The organism is Actinokineospora sp. (assembly GCF_052390155.1).
GTDB lineage: Bacteria > Actinomycetota > Actinomycetes > Mycobacteriales > Pseudonocardiaceae > Actinokineospora.
The window spans coordinates 1-10,816 of sequence record NZ_JBQTHF010000084.1; the positions used below are offsets into that span (position 1 = coordinate 1).

General features: G+C 68.9%; 11 protein-coding genes and 1 tRNA gene. 8 read left to right on the forward strand and 4 right to left on the reverse strand.

Going from position 1 to position 10,816, the window contains the following annotated elements:
- Positions 1–262 precede the first annotated feature (262 nt).
- Entirely contained in the window at positions 263–751 is a 489-nt protein-coding gene (locus ACT4N7_RS25575; protein ID WP_444831399.1) for a class I SAM-dependent methyltransferase, read from the reverse strand.
- A 271-nt stretch (positions 752–1,022) separates the two neighbouring features.
- Positions 1,023–2,027, reverse strand: a complete 1,005-nt coding sequence (gene selD, locus ACT4N7_RS25580; RefSeq protein WP_444831400.1) for a selenide, water dikinase SelD — start codon at positions 2,025–2,027, stop codon at positions 1,023–1,025.
- A 74-nt stretch (positions 2,028–2,101) separates the two neighbouring features.
- On the opposite strand from selD, the gene ACT4N7_RS25585 reads away from it, so the two are divergent.
- The 4 genes from ACT4N7_RS25585 (at position 2,102) to ACT4N7_RS25600 (ending at position 5,926) form a co-directional block, all read left to right on the forward strand.
- Positions 2,102–2,196: transfer RNA gene (locus tag ACT4N7_RS25585), tRNA-Sec, on the forward strand.
- Positions 2,197–2,216: 20 nt separating this feature from the next.
- On the forward strand, positions 2,217–3,497 hold the full coding sequence (gene selA, locus ACT4N7_RS25590; protein WP_444831401.1) for an L-seryl-tRNA(Sec) selenium transferase: 1,281 nt from the start codon (positions 2,217–2,219) through the stop codon (positions 3,495–3,497).
- Positions 3,488–5,248: a selenocysteine-specific translation elongation factor gene (gene selB, locus ACT4N7_RS25595; RefSeq protein ID WP_444831402.1), complete on the forward strand. Its 1,761-nt coding sequence runs from the start codon at positions 3,488–3,490 to the stop codon at positions 5,246–5,248. The genes selA and selB overlap by 10 nt, the downstream gene beginning before the upstream one ends.
- A 129-nt stretch (positions 5,249–5,377) precedes the next feature.
- On the forward strand, positions 5,378–5,926 hold the full coding sequence (locus ACT4N7_RS25600) for a hypothetical protein (RefSeq protein WP_444831403.1): 549 nt from the start codon (positions 5,378–5,380) through the stop codon (positions 5,924–5,926).
- Between the two features lie 96 nt (positions 5,927–6,022).
- Here ACT4N7_RS25600 and ACT4N7_RS25605 read toward each other — a convergent pair whose 3' ends face one another.
- Complete coding sequence (locus ACT4N7_RS25605) at positions 6,023–6,850, reverse strand: radical SAM protein (protein ID WP_444831404.1); 828 nt, start codon at positions 6,848–6,850, stop codon at positions 6,023–6,025.
- A complete protein-coding gene (locus ACT4N7_RS25610) occupies positions 6,847–7,398 on the reverse strand; it encodes a carboxymuconolactone decarboxylase family protein (protein WP_444831405.1) in 552 nt (183 codons plus the stop codon). Before ACT4N7_RS25610 ends, ACT4N7_RS25605 begins: the two co-directional genes overlap by 4 nt.
- 181 nt (positions 7,399–7,579) lie before the next feature.
- Here ACT4N7_RS25610 and phnD point away from each other — a divergent pair, with 181 nt between their 5' ends.
- From phnD to ACT4N7_RS25630, 4 genes are all read left to right on the forward strand, one after another.
- Positions 7,580–8,491, forward strand: a complete 912-nt coding sequence (gene phnD, locus ACT4N7_RS25615) for a phosphate/phosphite/phosphonate ABC transporter substrate-binding protein (RefSeq protein ID WP_444831406.1) — start codon at positions 7,580–7,582, stop codon at positions 8,489–8,491.
- Positions 8,492–8,573: 82 nt separating this feature from the next.
- Positions 8,574–9,260 carry an ATP-binding cassette domain-containing protein gene (locus ACT4N7_RS25620; RefSeq protein WP_444831407.1) on the forward strand — a complete coding sequence of 229 codons (687 nt, stop codon included), beginning with the start codon at positions 8,574–8,576 and terminating at the stop codon, positions 9,258–9,260.
- Positions 9,261–9,265: 5 nt separating this feature from the next.
- A complete protein-coding gene (phnE, locus tag ACT4N7_RS25625; protein WP_444831408.1) occupies positions 9,266–10,132 on the forward strand; it encodes a phosphonate ABC transporter, permease protein PhnE in 867 nt (288 codons plus the stop codon).
- A gap of 69 nt (positions 10,133–10,201) precedes the next feature.
- On the forward strand, positions 10,202–10,642 hold the full coding sequence (locus tag ACT4N7_RS25630; RefSeq protein WP_444831409.1) for a DUF4232 domain-containing protein: 441 nt from the start codon (positions 10,202–10,204) through the stop codon (positions 10,640–10,642).
- Positions 10,643–10,816 lie beyond the last annotated feature (174 nt).

Sequence of the window (10,816 nt, forward strand, 5' to 3'; positions counted from 1 at the left end):
TAGAGCTCGACGGTATCGCAGCCAAACTGAACAGGCGACCTCGACAAACGCTGGGCTTCAAAACTCCTGCGGAGATGCTGGACCAGGTGCTAAAAGCTGGTGATGCACTCACCGGTTGAGATCGCCCAGTTGTAGTCGCTACAAACCTGCCAATTCTATGGTGCAGGCCATTCGGCAGGACGGTCTGCAACGTGCTCGGGCAGCTAATTCTCGATCCAACAAGGACTTTGTTGCGAGACCCCTCGAACCTGGGCATCGGGGCTCAGGTGCTGGTGCGCCGCATGAGCAGCCAGGTGAACGCCTGGGTCACCCCTGTGGGGGTGGTGTGGTTTTCGCGGCGAGTGGAGACGGTGGCGAATCCATCGCTGAACGCGGCGGCGAGGTTCTCCACGGAGTATCGCGCGACCGGCAGCCCAGAGCACTGGTCGGGTCCGTCGGCGGCGAACGTGGCGAGCACAAGATGTCCGCCGGCGCGAATAGCCGAGGTCGCCAATTCCTGGTAGCGCGCTCGGTCGAGGGGATCGGTCAGGAAGTGGAACACGGCCCGGTCATGCCACAACGCGAACTGACGCTGGGGGTACCACTGGAGCAGGTCCGCGGCTACCCAACGCACCTGTTCAGCCCGCGCGGCAAGCCGGGTCCGGGCGATGCCTATCGCACGCGTGGAGACGTCGAGCACGGTCACGTCGGTGTGTCCGCGTTCGATCAGCCGGTCGACCAGCACCGATGCGCCGCCGCCGATGTCGATCACCGGGTGGGTCGGGTCCGGGTGCGCCAGGTCGATGAGTTCGAGGGATGTCATGGGTTCCGGCTGGAACCAGCTGACCTCGTCCGCGCCCCTGGTGTCGTACACGTTGTCCCACTGACCACTCCGCGCTGGTCCAGGCACGGCTCACCTCCGGACGACCGAACGTGAGCCGGGCCCTCGGGTGGGCCACCGATCCGTCGACTGCCAAGCATAGCGCTCGCCGTGGCGTGAATCAGCGCCCAGATCTACCAGTCCACGTGGACAATGCGCCCGTTCAGCGCACTATTACGGGGTAGCTGTCCGAGGCAATCAACTGGCCGATAACCGTGCCACCGGGGATCTCTCCGGCGACGAGCAGTCCACCGGATGTCTGGGCGTCGGCGAGGAGCAGTTGCTCGAGTTCGTCTACAGCGGACAGGTCGCTGTGCGGCCGTACCCAATCAAGGTTCCGGCGCGTTCCGCCGCTGACATACCCGTCTCGGACCGCTTCCCTTGCACCGTCGAGGTACGGCACCGCGGCCGCGTCGACGATCGCGCTGACACCGCTGGCTCGCACGAGCTTGTACAGGTGGCCGAGCAGTCCGAAGCCGGTGACGTCAGTGGCGCAGGTGATTCCCGCGCGCACCGCGTCGCGGGCCGCGTCGCGGTTGAGCCGGGTCATCGCGTCGACGGCATTTGCGAAGACCTCGCCAGTGGCCTTGTGCCTGCTGTTGAGCACACCGATCCCCAGCGGCTTGGTCAGCGACAAGGGAACCCCCGCGCGGCCCGCGTCGTTGCGGAGCAACCGGCTCGGGTCCGCGATGCCGGTCACGGCAAGCCCGTACTTCGGCTCCGGGTCGTCCACGCTGTGGCCTCCCGCGAGGTGGCACCCAGCCGCCGATGTGACGGCCAGCCCGCCGCGAAGGACCTCGCCTGCGAGTTCCATGGGAAGCACGTCCCGCGGCCAGCCCAGCAGGTTCACCGCGACCACGGGCGTCGCGCCCATGGCGTAAATGTCGGAGAGCGCGTTGGCCGCCGCGATGCGCCCCCAGTCGTAGGGATCGTCGACGACAGGGGTGAAGAAGTCCGTAGTGGCGACGATCGCCGTGCCATCCACGAGGCGCACGACGGCGGCGTCGTCGCCGGACTCCACCCCGACCAGCAACTCCGCGGCGGGGTCTATCACCGGCATCATCCCGGCCAGCCCCGCGACGAGGTGCTCCAACTCGCCGGGCGGGATCTTGCAGGCACAGCCGCCACCGTGGGCGTACTGGGTGAGTCTTGGGGGGCGGCTGGTCACGTGCCCATGTTGCCCCAACCCCTGCCCGCTCGCGCCGATGTGATCTCGTTTGCAATGATGTGCCCATGCGGCAGGGAGGCGTATCTGGTCTGGTGGCCGGCGCGGTCTTCAACACCGTTGAACGGCAGGATCTGTCGTTGGCGGGTTCGATTCCCGTCCGCCTCCGCCAACTCGTCGCACCGGCGTACGGTGTCTGACCCGCGCCGAGCCATCGCGCGCACCGACGCCGTGCTCGCCGAGCCAAGGCTCGCAGAAGCCGCCCGCGAACTGGGCCGTGACACGGTCAAGGCGGCCGTCGTCGCGGCACAGCGGCGGGCGCGGGCAGGTGAGATCACTCCCGACCTGGTAACCGAGACCGCGATCGCGGCACTGCGGACCCGAGGTCGTCCGGTGATCAACGCCACCGGCGTCGTGGTGCACACCAACCTCGGTCGAGCACCGCTGTCGGCGTCGTCTCGTCGCGCTGTGCTGGCCGCGACGGGGTGCACCGATGTCGAGTTCGACCTCGAATCCGGCCGGCGGGCTCGTCGCGGTCGTGCGGCGATGGCCGCGCTTGCCGCGGCGGTGCCCGACGCGGGCGCGGTGCACGTGGTGAACAACAACGCCGCGGCCTTGTTGTTGTGTGCCATCGTGCTGGCCCCCGGGCGGGAGATCGTGATCAGCCGAGGGGAACTGGTCGAGATCGGCGACGGGTTCCGTATCCCGGACCTGCTCTCCTGCACCGGAGCGAGGCTGCGTGAGGTCGGCGCGACCAACCGCACCAGCGTGGGCGACTACGCCGCCGCCATCGGCGAGCACACCGGGTTCATACTCAAGGTGCACCCCTCGAACTTCGTGATGACCGGGTTCACCGCGCAGGCGACCGTGTCGGAGCTGGCGGGTCTGGACGTGCCACTGGTCGTGGACATCGGCTCGGGCCTACTGCGGCCGCACCCGGTACTGCCCGCCGAGCCGGACGCCACCAGTGCCCTCGCAGCGGGCGCGGACCTGGTGACCGCGAGCGGTGACAAACTACTCGGCGGCCCGCAGGCGGGATTGCTGCTGGGCGATCACGACCTGGTCGAGCGGATGCGGCGACACCCGGCCGCCCGTGCGTTGCGCGTTGACAAGCTCACGTTGGCGGCCCTGGAAGCCACGCTGCGCGGCCCGACGACGCCGGTCGGCGACGCACTCGACGCGGATCCGGGCGAGTTGCTCTCCCGTGCAAACGTGCTGGCCGAACGACTGCGCGAGGCCGAGGTCGACGCCATCGCGGTAGGCTCGACCGCTGCCGTCGGGGGCGGCGGGGCGCCCGGCGTACCACTGCCGAGCGCCGCTGTGAGCCTCCCTGAGCGATTCGCCACCCCGCTGCGAACTGGGACGATTCCCGTCGTCGGGCGGATCGAGCATGGCCGGTACCTGCTCGACCTGCGCTCGGTCGATCCCGCCGACGACGAGGACGTGATTCGAGCGGTACTGGCATGTATGTGATCGCGACCGCGGGACACGTCGATCACGGGAAGTCCACTCTTGTGCGGGCGTTGACGGACATGGAGCCCGACCGGTGGGCCGAAGAGCGCAGGCGCGGGCTGACCATCGGCCTCGGCTTCGCCTGGACCACCATCGACGGTGATCGCGTCGCGCTCGTCGATGTGCCGGGCCACGAGAGGTTCGTCGCCACCATGCTCGCGGGCGTCGGCCCGGTGTCGGCGGTGCTGTTCGTGGTCGCGGCGGACGAGGGCTGGATGCCGCAGTCCACCGAGCACCTTGCCGTGCTCGACGCACTGGGGGTGCGCCACGGCGTGCTGGCGATCACCCGGGCCGATCTTGCGGATCCCGGGCCTGCCAGGGCACGTGCGCTGGAGCTGATCTCGCGAACCAGCCTGGGAAACGTCGACTCGGTGGCGGTGAGCGCGGTCACCGGCTCGGGCATGGCGGAACTCCGCGCAGCGCTGTCCACGCTGGCACGGTCGCTCCCGCCGCCGGACCTCGGCGCCGATGTCCGGCTCTGGGTCGATCGCGCCTTCGCCATCGATGGTGCGGGCACGGTGGTCACCGGGACACTGGCCGCGGGAACCATCCGAACCGGCGATGCCCTCGTCCTGGCAAGCGGCCGGTCCGTGCGGGTGCGCGGCGTGCAGGAACTCGGCGAGCAGGTGGCTACCGCGACCGCCGTGGCCAGGGTCGCGGTCAGCCTCCGAGGCGTCGATCGGACCGCGGTCGGCCGCGGCGATTCGTTGATGACACCCGACGTGTGGCTGACGAGCGATCTGATCGACATCGCCGTGCACCCGGCAAGCGCTGGGGACCTTCCCGAACGTCTGGTCATGCACATTGGCTCCGCGGCCGTCCCTATACGCCTACGTCCACTGGGGACAGCGACGGCGAGGGCACAGTTGACGGTCGCGCTACCGCTGCGGGTCGGTGATCGTGCCGTTCTGCGGGAACCGGGCCGCCACGAGCTGGTGGTCGCGGCCGATGTCCTCGACATTCGGCCACCTACGCTGCGGCGGCGTGGGGCCGCTCGTCGCCGTGGAGCCGACCTGGATCGGCTGCGATCCGGCGATCCGACCGAGTTCCATCTGCGGCAGCACGGTTTCCTGCACGAGCAACGACTCCGGGCCATGGGCCTGCCCACGCCGGACAGCGCGACCGTGGGCGGCTGGCACGCCGACGCCGACCTGCTCACCGAACTGGGCGGACGGATCGGCTCCGAAGTGGACGGCTGGTTGGCCGAACGCCCGCTGCGGCAGGGCATGCCGGTCACGATACTGTCGCAGCGCCTGGAACTGCCGGACCCGGTGCTTCTCCCGCCGATCGCCCGCGCCGCGGGCTTGATCGTGGCAAGCGGTGAGGTGCGCCGAGACGGGACTCGGTCGTTGCCAGGCCCGGTGGCAGCGGCGGTGGCAGCGGTGGTGGCGGAGCTTCGGGACACGCCCTTCGCGGCGCCGGACGCCAACCGACTCCGCGAACTCGGGCTAGGGCAGCGGGAGTTGGCCGCAGCGGTACGCGCCGGGCATCTGGTCAAAATCGCCGACGGGATCCACCTGCTGCCCGACTCGATCGTGCGCGCCGCGGGCGTCGTGGCCTGCCTGGCGCAGCCGTTCACCATCAGCGCCGCGCGCCAGGCGCTGAACACGACTCGGCGCGTCGCCGTACCGTTGCTGGAGCAACTCGACGCGCGCGGGGTGACCGAGCGCGGGTCCGACGACACCAGGACCGTCCGCAAGACCACGCCGTAACCCCTTTGTAAGCACCACTCATCGCTCGCCGTGCGCGCGACTGTGCACTATCAATGTGACCGGCTGACCATGGTCCGAGCGTCATACCCAAAGATGTCCGTCAGAACCTGCTCACGAAACGAGTCCGAAATGGCTGATACTCATCACGACGTCGCGCGCCGAGCCGACGGAGCCATGGTCTCACCAGCAATGCTGTCCGGTGGCTTCGCCGCCCTTCGCGTCTTTTTCGGCGGGGTGTGGCTCACCAACGGACTGGCCAAGGTCGTGTTCAACGTTGACAGCAACATCGACCTCGGCTTCGTATCGTTCAACCTGATCAACCAACCAGCCGCCCGGTCGATCCTGGAAGGTGCCTCGGCCAACACCTTCCAGCCCCTGCGCTGGATCTACCAGGATGTCGTACTGGCCAACTGGGCGTTTTTCGCCTGGTTCCTCACCGTCGCGGAGATCGTGGCCGGAATCGCGCTGCTGCTCGGGATTGCGAGCCGGGCGGGCGCAGCCATTGGGCTGGCCCTGATTGGCCCGATCTGGATCATGTTGTTGGACACGAACCTGTACCTCTGGGCATACCCGGTCGAGTTGCTCCCGCTGCTGCTGCTGGCCATCGTGCCCGCGGGTCGCCGCTTCGGGCAGGACCGCAAGCTGGCCGCTCGCTTCGGTGGTAGGTGGCCGTTCTGAAACCGACCGGACCGCGGACGTGCCTTGGTCCGGGCACATCCGCGATCCGGTGTGGTGTTGCGCGAAGGTGCCCGACCGGACACCGAGTTCTCATGCTCAACGGATGTTGAGCGCGACGTCGTCTCCGACCGGCCGGTTCTCGATCAGTCTCACCAGTGCTTTGGCTGGAACGTCGAGTGGTCGCGTGGTCCTGGTGATGAGCAGGTCGGTATCGAGTGCGCCGTCGTGCACGGTCGGCCCGAACGGGCTCCAGAACGCGCCGTCAACGGTGATCGTCAGCTCGGCAGGCAGATCCACCTGCTTGGCGGTGACGCCGAGGTCATGGTCCACTGCGCGGCCGCGCCGGACAATGGGCCGGATGATGTGGTCGTCATCCGGCACACCAAGGTCGCGGTGCAGGGCGCACAACCGGTCCAGGTCGGCGTCCTCGATGGACTCGACCGTGGTGGCGATCCGAACCTGGATGCCTTTGTCGACCAGTCGTGGCACGGACTCGACGACCTTGCGGAAGTTCTCCGGCCCGCGCATCTCGTCGTTGTCGTCGGGATCCGGCCGGTCCAGGGATATCTGCAGGGCGACCGGCCGCCCGAGGATCGGATCCAACTGCGGCAACCGCTTGGTGGGAAACAGCGTGCCATTGGTGAGCACGAGGACGGGCAGGTGCTCGGACATCTCGGCCAGCGCGTCAGGCAGCCAGGTGAGCAGAAACGGCTCGCCTCCGGTGACACCGAGATCGGTGAAGCCGTTGGCTGCCGCCTCGCGGGCGACCTCGACCATGCGGCCGCGGCCGAGTTCGCGACGCGCCACCCGTGGGCCGGACTCGGTCAGGCAGTAGGTGCAGGTGAGATTGCAGTTGTAGTTGGCATAGAGCCACACCCTGCCGGGCAAGGTGCCCTCGACTATCGCGGTTGCGATCGCGTTCACAGCAGCCCCTCGGTGTCGAGCCTGCGCAGCGTCGCCTCGTCGGTGGGCAGGTCCAACGGGGTGGCGAACCTGTTGAGCATCAGCGTCGTCCCTGCCAGCAGTGTCAGTTCGACGATCTCGTGGTCGGCGAAGTAGGGGCGCAGCGCCACACGCAGTATTGGGGCAACCGGCCCCTTGCCGAGGGTGACCGCATCGACCCAGTCGAGCATGGCGCGCTCGGCTGGATCCGCGATCACGTCGAGTCCGATCTCTCCGCGCAACGCGCGGATCTCGTCGTGACTGAGGCCTGCGTCGAGCGCGACCGTGGAGTGTGCGTGGACGCAGTAGCGGCATTCCATCAGCGCCGATACCCGGACGATCACCAGTTCCTTGGTTCGCCAGGACAACGCGGACGGTCCGAGCACCGCGCCGATGAACGGCACGGCCACCTCGAGCAGTTCGGGAACCTGGGCGAGCGCGGCCACGATCGGCCCGGGATCGCCACCCTCGAAGTACGGCCGGGCGAGCAGCGGAACCTGACCCGCACGCACTAGGACGACTGTGCTCATCGACTCTCCGATCGTGTGCTCCGACCGACCGGAGTCGCCACGATGACTGACCATAGGTCAGCCGCCGCTCGCCGCACCAGGACCGCAGGCCATGTCACACGTCTGTAAGGAATGGCCGGGGGCAATCGTGGTGCAATGCAGATGGCGAACAGGATCTCTACAACCGTTGGAGAACACGGGTATGCGTAGGCTTCTCGTGCTGATCATGGCAGCGTTGCTCGTCACGGCCGGGTGTGCGGCGGTAGGGGACCGGGCCGTGACCGCCAACGGGCTGCCGGGCACACTGCGCGTTGGCCTGATCCCGAACATCTCCCCGGATCAGCAGCGTGCGAAGTACCAGCCGTTCGCCGAACACCTACAACGGCGGCTCGGTGTACAGGTGGAGTTGTTCGTCGCGGCCGACTACGCGGGCGTGGTCGCCGCGCTGGCAGGCGGTCGGCTCGATGTGGCCTATCTGGGCGGACTGACCTATGTCCAGGCCGAGCGGCAGGTCGGGCTGACCCCACTGGTCACCGAGGTCGATCACGAAACCGGGACACCGCAGTATGTTTCCGCCGTCGTCGTCCGGGCCGACTCACCGGCGCGGGACATCCGCCGGGACATCGTCGGCGCGGGCCGGTCCTTCGCCTTCGGCGACGTCAGCTCCACCTCTGGCAGCCTCTATCCTCGGATCATGCTGATCGACGCGGGCGCCAACTGCTCGCCACAACGGGTGCAGGAGTGCCCGCCGCTACGTGCGGTGAGCTTCACCGGCGGGCACGATGCCACCGCGCAAGCCGTGCTGAGCGGCCAGGTCGACGCAGGCGGCGTCGAGTTGCGGATCCTGCATCGCCTTGAGCGCGAGGGCAAGGTACCCGTGGGCGCGCTGCGGGTGATCGATGAGCGCAAGGTCCAGGGCTACCCGTGGGTGATGCGCACCGACCTCGGCCCCCAAGCGCGGCAAGCCCTGACCGACTCGTTCACCGCGATCGACGACTCCACATTGCTGGACCTGTTACGCGCCAAGCGCTACGTGGCCGTGACCCCGGCTGACTACGACGAGGTCAGGCGCAAGGGCGCCGAACTGGGCCTTGTGGAGACCGGCAGTCGTTAGCCGCTGCCCGGCAACCCGGAGGAGCGACATCGAGATCAGGATCGATCAGTTGAGCGTGTCCTTTCCGGCGTCCAGACTCGCGGTGGACCGGCTCACCCTGCATATCGCCGAGGGTGAGCGGGTGGCACTGCTCGGGCCCTCGGGTGCGGGCAAATCGACGCTGCTGCGCGCGCTGCTGGGCGCCGTGCCGATTCGCGGCGAGGTTCGCGTCGGTGCGCTCGATCCCTATCGCAGCGAGCGGAACGCCCGTACGGTCCGCGCCGCGACCGGATTCGTTCGCCAGGGCAACGATCTGGTCCTCGGCCTTTCGGCTCGGCTGAACGCGATCATGGGAACGTCGGCGACCTGGCGTTGGCGCGACTGGCCACGTGCGCTCGCTGGCGGCACACCCCCATCGCTCGCGCGCCGACTGGACACACTTGCCTTGTCGCACGGCATCGCGGACTGCCTGAGCCAGCCCGCCCGCACTCTGTCCGGCGGACAGCGCCAGCGCGTCGCACTAGTTCGAGCGCTGCTGGGTGCGCCGCGCTTGTTGCTGGCCGACGAGCCGACCAGCGGACTCGACCCGGTCACTGCGGCCGCCGCGGTGGACGCGCTTCGCGACGCCGACGACCGTGACCGGCCGGTGACCGTCGTCGTCGCCACCCATGACCTCGCCGTCGCTCGACGGTTCCCCCGAATCGTCGCCCTGCGAGACGGCAGGCTCGTCTACGACGGGCCGGTGCTCGACGACCCCACCGCGGCCTTGATCTACGGCAGCCAGGGGTGATGCGCATGGAGCCCGAAGAGTTGACCCAGCCCCATACCAGGACAACCGATTCGCCCGACCGCAGGGAGGGCGCACCCGGCATTCGATCCGCAAACAAGTCGCGCAGGCACGTCACCCACTGGAGCGCGGCGGGCGCGGTGCTGATCGTGCTGGTCTGGTCCGTGCAGGGAACCGGCATCAGCCTCGGCGCCCTGGTCGACGGGCGGGAAGGCGGCCTGCGCCTGCTACGGGGTTTCCTGCGGCCCGATCTCACCTGGACTTTCCTCGCCGACGTCGGCGCCGCCGTCCTGCAGACCGTGCAGGTCTCCCTCGCCGGACTGGTGCTCGCCGCACCCATCGGACTCGGGGCCGCCCTGCTCATCGCGGGCAATGTCGGCGCTCCTGCCTGGATGCGCTCGACCGCCCGCACCGGCGCAGCGGTTCTTCGCGGCGTACCTGACCTGCTGTGGGCACTGCTGTTCGTCGCCACGATTGGGCCGGGACCTGCCGCGGGAGCGCTCGCCATCGCCGTTCACGGAGCAGGCTTACTGGCCAAACTCGGCGCCGAGCAACTCGAAGCCGTCGACCCCGCTCCCGTCGAGGCGGTGCGACTCACCGGGGCAGGCCGGGGGGCCACAGCCGCGCTGGCCATCGTCCCGCAGGCGCGAGCCGGACTCTTTTCGCTCCTGCTTTACCAGTGGGAGTGCAATATCCGCACCTCGACCGTGCTCGGTTTCGTCGGTGCGGGCGGGATCGGCCAGGAACTGGCCATCTCTCTCAAGCTGTTCCGCTATGACGAACTGTCGACCTTGATCATCGCCGTCCTCGCGATGATCCTCATCGTCGATCTGTTCTCCCGAGTGATCCGGCGACGAATGGGCGCCGCCACCTGATCCGGTGTGCACGGTAGTGAACCGCACTGGGACGAGATGGAGGCTCTAGTCCTATGGGTAACCATTCAGGTGAGAGGCCCCGCCATAGACATGTTCGCCGAACTCGAAGCGGGTGACGGGGGCGCGGCGGGGGCCTATTCGGCCAAGATATCGGTGCAGAACCGCGGTGGCCGGGCGTGTTCGCTGACCGGGACCGGCACGCTGAAGCTGGTGCCCGCCGAGGGTGGCGCGGGCCTCGGCATCAAGCAGGTCGCGGCGGTCGCAGGCAAGCCGTCTTCGCAGGTCACGCTGAGGCCCGAGGGCTACGCCTACCTGGGCGTCGAGTTCCCCACGTCCGCGCGCGGCGGGGCGCTTCCGGCGCAGTGTCTCAAGGGCAAGTGGAGCTTCATGACGGTCACCCTGCCCGGAAGCGGCGAGGAACTGGACGCGCTCGCCCGCGGGGAAGCCGACCTGTACTCGCCGGTCTGTGGCCCGGTCGCCGTCACGCCCTGGTACGCGGACCCCGAGTGATCACGCTCGTCGGGGGATGACGGCCCGGCCGTCGACCGCTCGCGAAGCCGCACCGCTGGTCGTGGGGGGGGGGGCGGCGGGCCGCCCCCCGCCCCCCCGTGGGGGGGGGGGGGGGGGGGGGGGAGTCCGGGGGGGGGGGGGGGGGGGGGCGGGGGCAGGCGGGCGGCGGGGCGC

Bases quoted from the DNA above. Each gene is read 5' to 3' on its own strand.
- selB (WP_444831402.1), top strand. From the start codon at position 3,488: ATGTATGTGATCGCGACCGCGGGACACGTCGATCACGGGAAGTCCACT.
- ACT4N7_RS25600 (WP_444831403.1), top strand. From the start codon at position 5,378: ATGGCTGATACTCATCACGACGTCGCGCGCCGAGCCGACGGAGCCATG.
- ACT4N7_RS25610 (WP_444831405.1), bottom strand. From the start codon at position 7,398: ATGAGCACAGTCGTCCTAGTGCGTGCGGGTCAGGTTCCGCTGCTCGCC.
- phnD (WP_444831406.1), top strand. From the start codon at position 7,580: ATGCGTAGGCTTCTCGTGCTGATCATGGCAGCGTTGCTCGTCACGGCC.
- phnE (WP_444831408.1), top strand. From the start codon at position 9,266: ATGGAGCCCGAAGAGTTGACCCAGCCCCATACCAGGACAACCGATTCG.